Genomic DNA, 14,970 nt, shown 5'->3' with positions numbered 1-14,970 from the left:
TCGCCGATCAGCACCGGATTGTTCTTGGTGCGCCGGCTCAGCACGGTCATCACGCGGTCGACCTCGGTCTGGCGTCCGATCACCGGATCGAGACGGTTCTCGCGCGCAGCCTGGGTCAGGTTACGGCCGAACTGATCGAGCACGGTGGCGTTACCGCGGGGCGATTCACCCATCTCGGGGGCACCGGAGGTTATCGGCTGACCCTCGGACGACGTGCCCTGGTAGCCGCTGAGCAACTGCAGAACGGTATTGCGGACCCTGTTCAGGTCAGCGCCGAGCTTGATCAGCACCTGGGCTGCCACGCCCTCGCCCTCACGAATCAGGCCGAGCAGGATGTGCTCGGTGCCGATGTAGGGGTGGTTGATCTGCAGCGCCTCGCGCAGCGACAACTCCAGCACCTTCTTGGCGCGGGGGGTGAACGGAATATGGCCGGTCGGCTGCGTCTGGCCGTGACCAATGATCTCTTCAACCTGCTCGCGGACAGCCTCCAGCGAGATGCCCATCTGCTCGAGTGCCTTGGCGGCCACGCCTTCACCTTCATGGATCAGGCCGAGCAGAATGTGCTCTGTGCCGATGTAGTTGTGGTTGAGCATCTTGGCCTCATCTTGGGCCAGGACCACAACTCGGCGCGCGCGATCAGTGAAACGCTCGAACATTCGACTCCTCTGGTTGGCTCTGATGAGCCTCAGACCCGCCAGCTGCCTGGCGAGTTACAAACAGTTTAGGGAGTGCCTCCCAATCCCCGACCATGAGCCCCGCTGTCGCGGATGGTCCGGCATCGGCTGACACTCCCTAAAACCACGTGCCCCAGGGCGATCTTCCAGCGTTCGCCTAGGGCTTGACCGTGGACCTCAGTTGTTGGCCGCCTCAAAGGCAGCGCGAACCTCTGCCGGCACGCGGCCGCGGGCGCTGACCTCATAGCCGTTCTCGGCCGCCCAGGCCCGAATCTCGGCGGGCGAAGCGCCCGCTGCGGTCGAACCTGCCGAACGAGTATTGCGCTGTCCCCTGACACGACGGCCGGCGCCAATATAAGCCGCGAGCGACTCGCGGAGCGCGGCCGCATTGTCGGCCGAGAGATCAATCTCGTAGTTGATGCCGTCCAGCCCGAAGCGAACCTTTTCGTTGGCGGGAGTTTCGTCGATGTCATCGATGAGAATAATCTCAACGCGCTGTGCCATATCTTCTCCTAGGTGTGGGCGATGCGTTTCCACGCTCCCTATAATTTCAGCGCAACTATAGCTGAATTGCAAGCCCTATCACGATTTGATTATGGAAACGTCTCGCAGTCTGGATACCCCCGACGTATCCATGGTGGCCACCAGGTCGTCCACCGATCCCGCCGGGAGCGCGGCGCGGCGATCAATTTCCAGCCAAGGAACCAGAACAAACGCGCGCTGCTGGGCGCGGGGATGAGGCAAGATCAATTCTTCGGAATCGGCGGACCTACTTCCCACCTGGATCAGATCGATATCCAGGGTCCGCGGGCCATGGGGATTGCCCGGGTCGCGCACGCGTCCGTATGCATCTTCGATCGCCTGACAACGCTGTAGCAGCGTCAACGGCTCGAGCGTTGAATCTGCGATTACCACGATGTTCAAGAAGTCGGGCTGATCGACATTATCGACCGGAGTCGTACGATACACCGACGAGACATCGACCATGATGAGATTAGGCGTTTCCGCTAGCCGATCCACAGCCGCTTGCAGAATCTCGATCGAATCGCCTTGATTAGACCCAAGACTGAAGACGACTTGGTTGAGTGGTTTGAGATCGCCCAGTGTATCGACATCAAGCGAAAAGATCTCAGGCATGCTTCCTCCTCGAAATCGTCACGGCCACATCGCTGAATGGGACCGCGATCGGGGCGTGAGGTTTGTGAACGGTCACCGTTGTCGACCGGATGCGCTCGCCTTCCAGCACGGACGAAGCGATTGCGCTTGCCAGTGTCTCAATCAGATTCACTGCCTCGCCTTCGACAATGCCCGCCACCTTCGTCGCCAACGCTCCGTAATCGACGGTAGCGCCAATGTCATCGTCGGTGGGTATATCGAGTTCGATCTCAAGATCGACGATGAACTCCTGACCGCGGGCCCGCTCCGAGGCGAGCACACCGTGATACCCCCACCCGCGCAGGCCCGTCAGCGTAATCGTCGCGAGTCGTTCCTTGTCCATGCGCCCGAGGCTACCGGTCGAATTAAACACCTTGGCAGAGTTCGTCCGATCCTGCGACCATGGTCTGACGCCCATTCGGGATGCCGGGCTATCACGAACGGTGGATGCGCTCCACGACCGCGATCGCGTCGCGCTGCCCGCGGACCTCGTGGGTCCGGACGGCCCAGACGCCCTGCTGCGCGCAGATCACCGACACCGCAGCCGTTGCCGCGTCCCTGCCCATCGGTTCGCGACCCGACAGCAGATGCCCGAGGAAGCGCTTGCGGGACGCGCCGATCAGCACCCGGTGGCCCAGCGCCGTGAACGCGTGCAGGTGGGCCAGCAGCGCCCAATCCTGATCGGCGGTCTTGGCGAACCCCAGCCCGGGGTCGACGATCACCTTGGCCGGGTCGATACCAGCGTCCGCGCAGGCCCGCAGGCGCGCTCTCAACTCGGCGACCACCTCGGGAACCACGTCGGTGTAGGTGGCCAGATCGTTCATCACCGCACCGTGCCCGCGCCAGTGCTGGCAGACGTAGTCGACGCCGGTCTCGGAGACCACCCGCAGCATCTGCGGATCCGCCAGCCCGCCCGACACATCGTTGATGATCTGTGCGCCGGCCTCCACCGCACAGGCGGCGGTCTGCGCTCGCATGGTGTCGACGCTGATCGGCACGCGTCCGGCCAGCCCCCGCACCACTGGCAGAACCCGGCGCAGTTCCTCGTCCGCTGGCGGACGCACGGCACCGGGACGCGTGGATTCGCCGCCGATGTCGAGAAGATCGGCGCCTTGGGCGATCAGTTCCTTGCCGTGCATGATCGCGTCCTCGGCGTTCAGCCACAGGCCGCCGTCCGAAAAGGAGTCGGGGGTGACGTTGACGACCCCCATCACCAGGGTGCGACCGGTCATCGTCCTTGGACGATCAGACTCATCGCCTCGGCGCGCGTCGCCGCATCGCGCAACTGGCCACGCACGGCCGAGGTGGTCGTCCGGCTACCGGGCTTTCGGACGCCGCGCATGGTCATGCACATGTGCTCGCAGTCGATGACCACCAGCACACCGCGCGCATGCAGGTGCTCGACCAGCGCGTCAGCGATCTGAGTGGTCAGCCGCTCCTGCACCTGGGGGCGCTTCGCATAGACGTCGACCAGCCGGGCGATCTTGCTCAGCCCGGTCACGCGCCCGGATTCGGGCGGGATATATGCGACGTGGGCGAGACCGTGAAACGGCAGCAGATGATGCTCGCAGAAGCTCTGCACCTCGATGTCGCGGACGAGCACCATCTCATCGTGGGAGGCGTCGAAAGTGGTCGACAGTACCTCCTCGGGCTGCTGGCCGAGGCCCGCGAAGATCTCCGCGCACGCCCGCGCGACGCGAGCCGGGGTCTCCTGCAATCCTTCGCGGTCGGGATCTTCACCGATACCAAGCAGGAACTCCCTGATCGCGGCCTCCACCCGGTCCGCGTCATAGACCGGCGTCGGATCGGTGGGTTCCTTGACGGCCCGGCGGGGTTTCCTCTTCGAGTCGGCCATATCTTCCTCTCGGTTCGCGCAGACTGCCCAATCCTACTCAGGCCAAGGCATCGACTAGGCAGTAGACCTTGCCCGGTGCAGGATCCGGAAGCGACATTGCGTAATCGGGCAGGGAGCAGGCCGAGGCATCCGTACCGGTCAGTTCGTTCTCGATCTTGAAGTATGCATTCGGATCGGTACAGGCGGCCTCAACCCAGTCGCCGGTGACAGGATCGTCCGAATAGCAGACGCCGATATCGAAAACCGGTGAGACGCAAATGCTCAAATTGGTGAACTGACTGCCGAGATAACCGGTCTGGTAGTACCTCATATAGTCACTCGTCGGGCATTCGCTGGGCCCGTTGGTCACCGTTGCGACCTGCCACTTGAACTGGCCTGCCAGATGGCAGTCGACGACCTGATGGCTGGACGAGATGCTGCCGTCCGCGTTCGGCGTGGCACCAGGGACCTCGACAAACTGGATGCACTGGCCCACTTCGAGCTCGTCGATCTGCGTGCCACCGGTGGCCGGGGCGCTCGGCACAGTCGGCGCCGAAGCCCCGCCTTGCGTCTCAACGGACACCGGGGACGTCGGGTCGCCGTTGAGCCGCGTCAGCGCCCACGCCGCAGCGATCGCGAGGATCAGGAGAATGGCGCCTATTGCGATCCACTTGCCCTTACCACCCTTGCCGGCCGGAGGCGCCGGCGGAAACTGGCCACCAGGAGGACCGCCTGCGCCGTAGTACGGCTGACCAGATCCCGGTGGCTGCTGCCCGTGGCCACCGAAGTTCGGCTGGCCGGACGGGCCCGACGCGTACTGACCACCCGCCTCTGCCGGGTATGGGCCCGACGATGGATATCCGCTTTGCCCATCGGCCTGGCCGGGGGGCTGTGCGCCGGTGTTCTGAGCGCTCCAGCCGGCACTGCCCGGGTACTGGGACGAGTAGCCTGACCCACCCCGGTTGGGCAGTGGCGGCGGCTGCTGTCCCTGCGGAGCGCCTGTGGGCTGGCCGTCCGGGCCATAGTTCTGATTCGACATGTCGTCCTTCGCTCATTCGGGCCGCACGGCGGGTAAGGAAAGCCTAGCGATGCCCGGCCCATCGACCGGCTACTCTCAGACCAGCATCTGCGTCACGAATAGACGTGTGGTGCCAGCGTCGCCACGTCGGTCAGGTTCCGATAGCGACCGTCGTAGTCAAGTCCGTAACCGACGACGAATTCGGTGGGAATGTCGAAGCCGATATAGCGCACATCGACTGCCGAGGTGATGGCGTCCGGTTTGCGGAACATCGTCATGACCTCAATGCTCGCGGGCTCGCGCGACCGCAAATTCTGGATCAGGTAGCTCAATGTCAGGCCGGTGTCGATGATGTCTTCGACGATCAACACGTCGCGTCCGGTGATATCGGTGGTGAGGTCCTTGAGAATACGCACCACCCCGGAGCTCTGCGTGCCCGACCCGTATGAGGAAATAGCCATCCAATCGATGCGACAGTGTGACTTCATGGCACGGGTCAGGTCGGACATGACCATCATGGCGCCATTGAGGACACCCACCATCAAGAGTTCGCGGCCAACATATTCCGCATCGATTTGTGCTGCCAACTCGGCGATTCTGTCTTGGACCTGCTGCGAGGTCAACAATACGTGTGCAAGATCTTCGGTAATATCTGCGGCGTCCACTCAGCAGATCCTAGCGCCCGCTCCGCCGACGATGTGCGGCGTCCGGCCGAGACGCAGGACGCCCTCGACGCGCGTCACCCGGAAACCGCCGGGCAGGTCGATGCCTGCCTGACCATGCCAATCGTTCACCAATGCCTGTACTGCTCGCAGGTGGGCGTATGACGGCTGGTCCACGCCGCCGGCGATCAGCCAGCCGCGCAAGACCCGTGCGGAGATCGCCTCGGGCGTACCGCGCAGCACACTGACCGCGAGCCCCTCACCGACTGCGGGCAGCAGCGGCGCCGCGATCTCATCGAGCGCGTCCGCGTCCTGCCGGGCGATCGCCGCGGTACGTGCGAGTGCCTCGGCGATGCCGGGCCCGAGTTCGGCTTCCAGCATCGGCAGCACGTTGCGCCGCACCCGCACCCGGGCGAAGCTCGGATCGTCGTTCTGCGGATCCGACCAGATGTCGAGTCCCCACTCGCGGCAGGCTTGTGCAGTCGTCGTCCTGCGCACCCCGAGCAGCGGACGAAGAAATCGCGGGCCGGCACCGAAGGCCGCCGGCATCCCCGCCAACGAACGAGTCCCCGATCCCCTGGCAAGGCCGAGCAGCACTGTCTCGGCCTGGTCGTCCAATGTGTGGCCGAGCAGGACGAGCGATTCCGGCCCGGCAAGCTCGCACAGCGCGGCATAGCGGGCCCGGCGGGCGGCAGCCTCCAGGCCGTCCGCCGAATCGGCGGCCACCTGCACGCGGCGGATCCTGACCTCCACACCGATCGCCTGGAGCCGTTCAGCCACGCGCAAGGCCACCTCGGCCGAGCCGGCCTGCAAACCGTGGTCGATCACCACCGCACTTGCCACCGGCGGTCGACTGCCGCCACTCCTGGCAAGCTGGGCCACCGCGCGCGCCACCGCCATCGAGTCGGCCCCTCCGGAGCAGGCCACCACCACCGGCCTATCATCGGCGGGCAGCACCGCACGGACCGCCTGGACGATCTGCAGGCCCGCCGGGCCCAGTGCGCGCCTAGCCATTGCCCGCCATGCGTTCGCACCACCGGTCGGGGTGCAGCAGTTCGTCCATCGAAGGAAGGGCATCCGGCCCGCTGAACGCCTCGTTCAACAGTTCCACGCCACCGATGCGGATCACCCGGCGGCAGAACGCGGCTCCCTCGGCATACTGGGCGAGTTTGGCGTCCATGCCCATCAGCTTGTTGAGCAGTGCGGGGATGCCGCTCGGTGAACGCCGGTTCTGGAATCTGGCGCGAATCGTCGCGACCGATGACATCAGCCGTCTGCCGCTGCGGTCCATCATCACATCGGCATGCCCTTCCAGCAGGGACATCGCGGCATTGACCTGAGCCAGCGCGGTCACAGTTGCCTGGGACGAGAACGCGTTCAACACCCGCATGCTCGCCGGGCGCTTCTCGCGGCGGTCGGCGCGGATCTGGTGAAGCCGGGCCGGCAGATCATCCCAGATCGCCTCGTCCTCGGCGTCGGCGATCGCCCGGGTGCGCTCTGCTATGTAGCTGGGCAGCCAGCTGGCGTTGGCGAATTGGACGCGGTGGGTTTGCTCGTGCAGGACCACCCACATCCGGAAGTCCGCGGGCGGCACCTTGAGCTGCTGCTCGACCGCCATGATCGTCGGGGCCACGAGATAGAGCGTGGGCTGAGCACCGAACGGATCGTATTGGCCGAGGATCCGGCCACCGAGCATCCCGAGCACGACCCCGATGCTCGCGCCACGTGTCAGACCGGCCGCGGCCGCCACCGGGTTGGCGGGCCTGGCTCCGGTGAGCGGTGCCAGCATCTGTTGTGCGGTGAGGGCGTTCGCCCGCACGATTGTGGCCCGGTCGACGATCAGTTCCCTGGCTTCGCCCGCGTGCGGGAGCCTGGTGGTTTCGACTATCGCCTCGGCCGTCCGCCTGGCATCTGCCCGCAACTCGGCCACCAACTGCTCGCGCTCGGTGCGGCTGCCGCGCGCGCCGGGAGCCACCAGCCGTCGTCCGGTCTGTGCGGCGACGTCCCAATCGATCCACGGCAGCGAAGTCATGGTCTCCAGGGTATTCACGCGGCGCAGTTGCAGCCGGCCAGCGCAGCCGCGACATGGTCGAACCAGGTGCGGACATCCTGATCGGTCGGCAGCCCGTTGCCGATGAAGGCGAACGCGACCAGTGATCCGTCGCTGGTGGGCGTAAATCCGGCCAGCGACGAGACGCCGTCGAGTGTTCCGGTCTTCGCCCTGACCAGTCCACGCGCAGCAGCGCTCTGCTCGTCCGCGAACCGGGTGCCCAGCGTCCCGGTGGACGCGGCCACCGGCAGCCCGGCGAGCACCGCGCTGCGTTCCGGGCGGGCAGCAGCCTGCTGCAACGCCGCGACGAGCGCGGCCGGGGTGATCCTGTTGTTGTTCGACAGCCCGGAACCGTCGGCGATCAGCTGGCCGTCGTCCCACAATCCCAGCTCGGTGAGGCTGGTGGTCAATGCCGCGGTGCCCCCTTCGAAACTGCCGGGCTGGCCCTCGCCGATCGCCAACTGCCGCAGCAACACTTCGGCGATGAAATTGTCCGAATGAGTCAGCATCTCCTGAACGAGCAGGCCGAGCGGAGCAGAGTCAACGCCGGCCAGTTCGCTGCCGCCCGACCCCGATGCTGCGGCGACCTCACCGTTGACCTCGATACCCTCGGCACGCAACTGATCGGCGAAGGTCTGGGCTGCTGCCTGTGAACCCGACGATGTGCCCGGCGCGCCGGCCCCCTCGTCCACGGTCAGGGCGCTGATGGGCGCGACGAATTGTCGATCGCCCTGGGGCCAGTCGGCATGCCAGACCGCACCACCGAAAAGTGAGTCGTCGTAACCCACGCTGACCTGAGCGATGCCCTGGGCTTTGAGGGCTGCCGCCGTTCTTCGTGCCAGATCGGCCGTGTTGGGTAGCTCGATGGTCGCAGACGCGCCGTAGCTGGTAGCAGTCGACGCCAACAACGGGTCGCCGCCGCCGACCAGCACGATCGCGTTCGGGGATGTCATTACCACCGATGTCGTGAAGCGGTGCTCGGCGCCCAGCGCATCAATTATCGCTGTCGCAGTCATCACCTTGAGGGTGGAGGCCGGCGCGAGCGGCGTGTGTGCATCGGACTCGAAGCTCAACCCGTTGCCGTCCAGATCGGCGATCGCACCCCCGTAGCTGCCCGGCAACGTGGGCTGGTTGGCGGCCAGCACGGCAGCCACCTGCTGGGCATCGACGCCTTGATAGACGGGCTCGCTCGCCTGACCGATCACACCGTTTCCTGCTGGCGCGTCCTGGATGCCAGCGATGATCTGCGGGTCGAGGCTCGGGTCGCCCCCGTCGACCCGCCAGCCCTGAGCGCGGGCCAGGGGGCCGGCCGCGAAGGCGGCCGCGGCCACCAATAACGCGACGGTGCATGCCCAGACCAGCCAACCCGTCCACAGTGGGAGCCGCATTCGCCGGGTCTGTCCGGAGTTCTTCGCCACCTGACTCCTTTCGAACCTATAACCTAGTGAATGACATTCCCAGTTTCTGGCGTGGGACGTTTCCAGTTTAAGGACGGTTTTCGGTGATCGACGACTTCCGGGACAGCAACGACGTGGAGCCTCGTGTCGGCATCACGTTCGACATGACGGTTGAGATTCCCCGCGGCACGAAGAACAAGTACGAGATGGATCACTCCACCGGGCGTATCCGTTTGGACCGCACGTTGTTCACCTCTACTCAGTATCCCTACGATTACGGTTTCGTCGAGGGCACCCTCGGTGAGGACGGTGACCCGCTGGACGCGATGGTGATCGTGGCCGAGCAGACCTTCCCGGGTTGCCTGATCGAGTGCCGCGCAGTCGCTATGTTCCAGATGCAAGACGAGATGGGCGGCGACGCAAAGGTGCTGTGCATCCCGACCGCCGACACCCGCCGCAACTACCTGGACGATCTGGACACGATCCCGCAGTACATGCTGCTGGAGATCGAACACTTCTTCACGGTCTACAAAGACCTGGAGCCCGGCAAGAGCGTCGAAGGCGCGAGCTGGGTCGGCCGCGAGGCCGCCGAAGAAGAGGTGCGCCGCTCGATCCAGCGTGCCAAGGGCACGACCTACGAGCACAAGAAGGTTGACTTGCACTGATGCCACGCTGAGGTCCAACGCTGCACTGTGTCAGCGCTGGACCTCAGGCACGGAGCGGCGGCGGTGATGACCGGCGTCGACGGCCCTCACGACCACCTGCTCCCCGATCCGTTCGCGGATCTCGTGCTCGATCCGACCATGCATTGTCAGCCCGGCAGCAGGGCAATGGGCACACGAACCGCTCAACTGCACGTCGACGTCGCCGTGTTCAGCCCGCTTCAATACGATCCGGCCGCCGTGGGAAGCGATGAACTGCGCCAGCGTCCGGTCGATGGTGTCTGCGGCGACCACGCCGAGTACCTCGTCGTCCGGTTCGATCTGCCACTGATCCAACCGGTCCGCGGCGGCATAGATGGCCTGGCGCACGGCAATCCCGTGAAGTTTCCAGCTGGGCTGAGCCAGCCAGGTCCACAGCGCCCGGCGTTCCACCACGGCACGGACGATCAACCCACCGGGGGCGATCATTCGACCCAGCTCTGCGGGGGCGCCGACCAGTCGTCCGCAAGCAGGCAGACCATCAGGAAACACCCACCGCATCGCGGTGGCATCGGATCCGATTGCTTCCGCATGAAACCCCGGCGCACTCATTCCTGGTCGCCGTGCCTCAGCCGCCCAGTGCAGCGACGATGAGCCTGGTGACGAACGCACTGATCCAGGCGAGCGCGGTCATATAGCCGAAGGCTATCGCTGGCCATTTCCACGAACCGGACTCCTTGCGCAGCACCGCGATGGTTGACGTGCACTGCAATGCGAAGGCGAAGTAGACCAGCAAAGCCGCTGTCACCGCAGCGGTGAACAGCGGGGTGCCCTCATGAGGACCCGACAGCCAGACCAGCTGGCTCAGATCGACACCCGGGTTGTCCGGGTCCTGAGCCGAGGCGACTTGACCGAGCGTGGCCACGAAGACCTCGCGGGCGCCCATGGCGCCGAGCAGGCCTACGGTGATGCGCCAGTCGAAGCCGAGCGGCTCGAAGACAGGCTGAATGGTCTTTCCGACGGTGGCCGCCACAGAATGGTCGATCTGATACGTGGCCACAGCGACCTCGTCGCTCACATCGACGCCTGCGGCGCTCAGCTGCTCATTGCCGATCACCGGCAGCGAGAGCAGCGCCCACAAGGCCAGCGAGAGAATCAAGATGATGCCGCCTACCCGACGGACGAAGCCGGTACAGGCATCCCAGATGGCATGTCCAACCTCGCCCGGTCTGGGGACGCGGTAGCTCGGCATTTCCATGTAGAACGGCAGCGTGGTGCCCTTACCTCCGAGAAGGCGCTTGAAGACCCAGGCGGCAGCCATCGTGCCGGCCACCCCGAGCAGGTACATCCCGAACATCACGAGACCCTGCATGCCGAGGAAGCCCAGATGCGAGCCGGAGGGGACCAGCATCGCTATCAACAACGTGTAGACGGGCAGCCGCGCCGAACATGTCATCAAGGGCGCGGTCATCATCGTGGCGATCCGGTCGCGCGACGACGGCAGCGTCCGGGTCGACATGATGCCGGGCACCGCGCAGGCCAGCGACGACAGCATCGCGACGAAGGCGCGTCCCTCCAGGCCGACGTAACCCATCACCCGGTCCATCAGGAAAGCGACCCGCGACATATAGCCGCTCGACTCGAGCAGCGCGATCATGGCGAAGAGCAACCCGATCTGTGGCAGGAAGACCAGTACCGAGCCGGCGCCGCCGATGACGCCGTCGGCCAGCAATGCCGCCAACCAGCCGATCCCGATATGCGCTCTGACAAGGCCCGCCAACCAGGCGAAGAAGGTCTCGATGCCACCTTGCATCGGGGCGGCTAGGACGAAGATCACCTGGAAGAACGCGATCATCGTGACGAGAAAGATCAAGGTGCCGACAACCGGATGCAGCAGTACTGCGTCGATGCGCTGGGTGCGACCATCCACGGCCGGTGGCCGGTAGCCGGCGCTGTGGAGCACCGAGGAGATCCAGCCCCGTAGCTGCGGGCCATCGTCGGCCGGCGGTGGAATGACCGGCGCACTCCACTGATCGAGTTCGGCCAGCGCGTTCTTGAGGTCGTTCAGCTGTGCCCGGTTGCCGCCGGTGACGACCACCACGGGTGCTCCGACCGCCGACGCGAGCTTCACCGGATCGAGCGAACCATGGCGCCGAACCAGCTCGTCGTTGAAGGTGAGCACGGCCAGGATCGGTAACCCCAACTGCTGCGCCTGAGCAAGCAGACCCAAAGAACGTTCCAAGCTGGTGGCGTCCATGACTACCAGCAGTCCGTCGGGACGATCGCCGCTGTCGGCATCGAGGGCTGACGCGACCACCTGCTCGTCGGGACTGATCGGCTCGAGAGAATACGAGCCCGGTAGGTCTTCGACGATGAAGCTGCGCCCCGCCGCCTTGACCGAGCCGACGGTCTTGCTGACGGTCACGCCCGGATAGTTCGCGACCTTGACGTTGAGACCGCTCAGCGCATTGAAGAGCGTCGACTTCCCGGCGTTGGGATTGCCGAGCAACGCAATGCGGCGGCCGTCAACGACGGTATCCGTCGACGCTGCTGGGTCATGACACGACATCAGCTGATTCTCACCAGAATCCGATTCGCCTCTTCGGTGCGCAGCAGCATCTGTGAACTGCCGATCCGGAACATCACAGGGTCGCGCAGCGGAGCCCGACGCACCAACTCGACCTGCACACCTTCGGCGAAGCCCAGGTCGAACAGCCGACGGCTGATGGCCATATCCGTCTGCTCGGCGAAGCCCGCGATGACGCCGCACTCGCCGCAGGCCATCTGCCCCATGGGCCGACAGCAGCTGTCGGTGCAGATATTGACGCTGCGCCTGGTCAATTGCGTCGCGATCGAAGTCACAATGCTCAGGCTAGCATCGCCTAATTTCTCCGTCTTCACGGGGCAACGCCTGCGTGCGACATCGACTCGGTCACGAGATGGCCACCGCGCCGTGACCCATGGGACGATGGGGCCGTGCCCGAGTACCGAATGCTGTTGAACCCCGCTGCCAATCACGTCTACCGCCAGGCGACCCCCGCGCTGGCGGCGGCGGAGCTCGAAGTCACCGCGCCTTTCGTCACTGCCATCGAGCCGACCACAGTCGGCGGGGCAGACGCCCTGCGATTCAGCGCGGACGATCCGGACGAGTTGGTGCTTGCCGGGCAGTCGTCGCTATTGGCCTGCTTCGAGGAGAACGGCGGTTGGCTTCGTCCGCTGGAGTTGCCTGAGCTGCGGGTATTGGACGACGATCTGGTCACCATTCCGAAGTATCCGGGTAAGACGAATGAGGCGTTCACCCGGTTGCTGCTGCATCTGACGCTCAGCCAGGTCGCGCGGCCCGGACCGCTGGAGGTGCTGGATCCGCTGGCCGGACGCGGCACCACGCTGTTGGCCGCCTGGCAGGCCGGCCAGCACGGTTACGGCGTGGAAACCGACGAGAAGGCTTTCGACGCCCTGGTCAGCTATCTGAAGACCTACTTGCGTGCGAAGCGGATCAAGCATTCCGTCCAGGTCACACCGGTGCGCCGAGACGGACGATCGATCGGTCGCCGCTTGGACGCGGAGGCCAGGCTCGACGAGGCGACCCGGGACCGTTCGGCCCGGCCCGGTCAGCCTCGGCTCAAGATGACTGTCTTCACCGGCGACACCCGGGACGCGGCCGCCCTGTTCGGGCGCAAACGCTTCGACGCGATCGTCACCGATGCTCCCTATGGGATTGTGCACGGCGCCGAGCATCGCGGCCAGGGCCGGCAGAACACCCAAGGACACCAGAACGGCAGGGACCGCTCGCCGCAGGGGTTGCTGAGCGAGGCCATCCCGGTCTGGCGCAGCCAGTTGAAGGCGGGCGGAGCGCTGGGGATCGCGTGGAATACCTATACACTGTCACGGGCCGAGCTGCTGGAGATGCTCGCCGAGACCGGATTGCATGGCTTGGACGAGGGACCCTGGCTGAATTTCGAACACCGCGTTGACTCGTCGATCGTCCGCGATCTGGTGGTCGCGGTCGCAGACTGATGCCATTCGTCCGATGGTGCAACCGGGGACGCGCAAAGACGATTAGAGTTCAGCCATGAGTCGCACGCTCTTCCTCATGCGCCACGCCAAAGCCGAGTCTCACGGTCTGATCAGCGATGTCGGCCGCGAGTTGGCACCGCGGGGCCGCGAGCAGGCCAGAGAAGCCGGTTTGGAGCTGGCCGACCGCGGCATTCAGCTGGTGCTCTGCTCGTCATCGGTTCGCACCCGCCAGACCTATCAGGGTCTCTTCCTGCGCGCCCCCGGCGGCGGGCCGGTGCCGGTGGAATACATGGAGGCTCTCTACCTCGGGTCGTCCGACCTGATCAGGCAGCGCATCAGCGAGATCACTGACGACATTTCATCGCTGCTGGTCATCGGGCACTCGCCAGGCATCCCCGGTCTCGCCGCCGAACTCGCCTGGGCGTCCGCACCGCGCGAAGCCGATCAGATCGGCTGCTGGTTCCCGACGTCGGCATTCACGGAGTTCACTGTCGATGTCGCTTGGTCTGCACTGGCCGACTCCGATGAAGGCGCCCGGTTGGCAGACGTCCAGCGCCCGCACCGCGAGCTCTGAGCCGAAAGCGCCGGCCTCACGGCTCGTTGGTTGCGACGATCCAGATGAAGAGGCCCTCGACACCGTCGAGACCCGTGCAGCTGATTCCGCTGTCGGCGATGCACTCCAACCGGTAGTTGCGGTTGGACGATGAACTGAAAGCCTCGACGGTCACCGATCCGGTCATGTCCGTCTTGATCTGCGATCCGACCTCGTTGGCGAGCACGCACGAGGTCTGCGATCCGGCCCAGACTCCGGGATTGCACTCCTTGGCGCCAGGCTGCATCGACGGAGTGACTTTGGACGGTGTCGGGGCGATCACGGGCGTGTCTTCCACGCTCGGCTCCGGTTCCACAGGTGCAGGCTCGGCGCTGACGCTCGGTGTACTGGCGGCCTGATCCTCGGTACGAGCGACGATCAGCGAATCGAGGGTCAGCAGACGTCCGACTAGAACGAGCAGAACGAGCGCTGTGGCGCCGAGAACCACAACCGCCGACAGCACCTTGGCAGCAGGCACAGCGCTGAGTCCCAGCAGGTGGTTGACCTGATCACGGTTGCCGATGCCCGGGGCGACCGGCGTTGGTTCGGCTTCCTCCGCCATCCCGTAGTCGTCCCACAGACTCAGCTCGTCGGAGGCCCGGTCGGCCGAAACCATGATCCGCTGCTGCTCGACGACCGGCGGCGCAGGTGGTTGTGGACGAGGGGCCCGGGTCGCGCCACTGCGGACAGGCTTGGTGGTGACGGCTTGTGACACGGCCTGAGACGCCGGCGCGACTTGGGCCGGGGTGGGTTGCGGTGCCGGTCGGGGCGCTGGAACGGCCTCGACGGGGGTGGCGGCGACCGCTACCGGTCGGGTCTTGGGCGCGGCAGGTGTTGCGGCCGGCGCGTTGGCGGTGGCAGGTGTTGCTACCGGTCGGGTCTTGGGCGCGGCAGGTGTTGCGGCCGGCGCGCTGGGGGTGGCAGCTGCCG

Annotated in this window: 17 protein-coding genes and 1 pseudogene; 3 read left to right on the top strand and 15 right to left on the bottom strand. The window is 65.5% G+C overall.

Going from position 1 to position 14,970, the window contains the following annotated elements; all coding sequences use genetic code 11:
• The 11 genes from AAFP05_RS01090 to dacB all read right to left on the bottom strand — a co-directional run.
• Positions 1-656: Clp protease N-terminal domain-containing protein (locus tag AAFP05_RS01090; protein WP_341728002.1), on the bottom strand; the 656-nt coding region annotated here is incomplete at its 3' end.
• 195 nt (positions 657-851) lie between these two features.
• Positions 852-1,178, bottom strand: a complete 327-nt coding sequence (locus AAFP05_RS01085) for an Lsr2 family protein (RefSeq protein WP_341728001.1) — start codon at positions 1,176-1,178, stop codon at positions 852-854.
• A gap of 78 nt (positions 1,179-1,256) precedes the next feature.
• Positions 1,257-1,811 carry a 2-amino-4-hydroxy-6-hydroxymethyldihydropteridine diphosphokinase gene (gene folK / locus AAFP05_RS01080; RefSeq protein ID WP_341728000.1) on the bottom strand — a complete coding sequence of 185 codons (555 nt, stop codon included), beginning with the start codon at positions 1,809-1,811 and terminating at the stop codon, positions 1,257-1,259.
• On the bottom strand, positions 1,804-2,172 hold the full coding sequence (folB, locus tag AAFP05_RS01075) for a dihydroneopterin aldolase (protein WP_341727999.1): 369 nt from the start codon (positions 2,170-2,172) through the stop codon (positions 1,804-1,806). Before folB ends, folK begins: the two co-directional genes overlap by 8 nt.
• A 91-nt stretch (positions 2,173-2,263) precedes the next feature.
• Positions 2,264-3,061, bottom strand: coding sequence for a dihydropteroate synthase (gene folP / locus AAFP05_RS01070; RefSeq protein ID WP_341727998.1), 798 nt, complete (start codon positions 3,059-3,061; stop codon positions 2,264-2,266).
• Positions 3,058-3,684 (bottom strand): GTP cyclohydrolase I FolE, encoded by a 627-nt coding sequence (gene folE, locus AAFP05_RS01065; RefSeq protein WP_341727997.1) that lies wholly within the window; start codon positions 3,682-3,684, stop codon positions 3,058-3,060. The genes folP and folE overlap by 4 nt, the downstream gene beginning before the upstream one ends.
• Before the next feature lie 37 nt (positions 3,685-3,721).
• A complete protein-coding gene (locus AAFP05_RS01060; RefSeq protein ID WP_341727996.1) occupies positions 3,722-4,702 on the bottom strand; it encodes a hypothetical protein in 981 nt (326 codons plus the stop codon).
• Between the two features lie 92 nt (positions 4,703-4,794).
• On the bottom strand, positions 4,795-5,346 hold the full coding sequence (gene hpt, locus AAFP05_RS01055) for a hypoxanthine phosphoribosyltransferase (RefSeq protein ID WP_341727995.1): 552 nt from the start codon (positions 5,344-5,346) through the stop codon (positions 4,795-4,797).
• Positions 5,347-6,357, bottom strand: a complete 1,011-nt coding sequence (tilS, locus tag AAFP05_RS01050) for a tRNA lysidine(34) synthetase TilS (RefSeq protein ID WP_341727994.1) — start codon at positions 6,355-6,357, stop codon at positions 5,347-5,349. It lies immediately after the preceding gene.
• Positions 6,350-7,375 (bottom strand): zinc-dependent metalloprotease, encoded by a 1,026-nt coding sequence (locus tag AAFP05_RS01045; protein ID WP_341727993.1) that lies wholly within the window; start codon positions 7,373-7,375, stop codon positions 6,350-6,352. Before AAFP05_RS01045 ends, tilS begins: the two co-directional genes overlap by 8 nt.
• Before the next feature lie 14 nt (positions 7,376-7,389).
• A complete protein-coding gene (gene dacB / locus AAFP05_RS01040; protein WP_341727992.1) occupies positions 7,390-8,811 on the bottom strand; it encodes a D-alanyl-D-alanine carboxypeptidase/D-alanyl-D-alanine-endopeptidase in 1,422 nt (473 codons plus the stop codon).
• A gap of 143 nt (positions 8,812-8,954) precedes the next feature.
• On the opposite strand from dacB, the gene AAFP05_RS01035 reads away from it, so the two are divergent.
• Positions 8,955-9,455: an inorganic diphosphatase gene (locus AAFP05_RS01035; RefSeq protein WP_341728003.1), complete on the top strand. Its 501-nt coding sequence runs from the start codon at positions 8,955-8,957 to the stop codon at positions 9,453-9,455.
• A gap of 30 nt (positions 9,456-9,485) precedes the next feature.
• Here the strand turns inward: AAFP05_RS01035 and AAFP05_RS01030 are convergent, their stop codons facing one another.
• Genes AAFP05_RS01030 through AAFP05_RS01020 form a run of 3 tightly spaced genes read right to left on the bottom strand, consistent with a single transcriptional unit; the run spans position 9,486 to position 12,293 of the window.
• Positions 9,486-10,043, bottom strand: coding sequence for a NifU family protein (locus tag AAFP05_RS01030; protein ID WP_341727991.1), 558 nt, complete (start codon positions 10,041-10,043; stop codon positions 9,486-9,488).
• Between the two features lie 16 nt (positions 10,044-10,059).
• On the bottom strand, positions 10,060-12,000 hold the full coding sequence (locus AAFP05_RS01025; protein ID WP_341727990.1) for a ferrous iron transporter B: 1,941 nt from the start codon (positions 11,998-12,000) through the stop codon (positions 10,060-10,062).
• Positions 12,000-12,293, bottom strand: a complete 294-nt coding sequence (locus tag AAFP05_RS01020; protein WP_341727989.1) for a FeoA family protein — start codon at positions 12,291-12,293, stop codon at positions 12,000-12,002. The genes AAFP05_RS01025 and AAFP05_RS01020 overlap by 1 nt, the downstream gene beginning before the upstream one ends.
• 114 nt (positions 12,294-12,407) lie before the next feature.
• Between AAFP05_RS01020 and AAFP05_RS01015 the strand changes: the two genes are divergently transcribed.
• The gene (locus AAFP05_RS01015; RefSeq protein WP_341727988.1) at positions 12,408-13,448 is read left to right on the top strand and encodes a site-specific DNA-methyltransferase; all 1,041 of its coding nucleotides are present in this window, start codon (positions 12,408-12,410) and stop codon (positions 13,446-13,448) included.
• Between the two features lie 55 nt (positions 13,449-13,503).
• Entirely contained in the window at positions 13,504-14,022 is a 519-nt protein-coding gene (locus tag AAFP05_RS01010) for a histidine phosphatase family protein (RefSeq protein WP_341727987.1), read from the top strand.
• Positions 14,023-14,038: 16 nt separating this feature from the next.
• Here AAFP05_RS01010 and AAFP05_RS01005 read toward each other — a convergent pair.
• Positions 14,039-14,970, bottom strand: a pseudogene (locus tag AAFP05_RS01005) (hypothetical protein); the annotation flags it as partial.

This window comes from Brooklawnia sp. (genome assembly GCF_032229645.1).
In the GTDB taxonomy this organism is placed as follows: Bacteria; Actinomycetota; Actinomycetes; order Propionibacteriales; family Propionibacteriaceae; genus Brooklawnia.
Note: the sequence above shows the minus strand (reverse complement) of the source record. Positions and strands in the feature narration are given on the sequence as shown.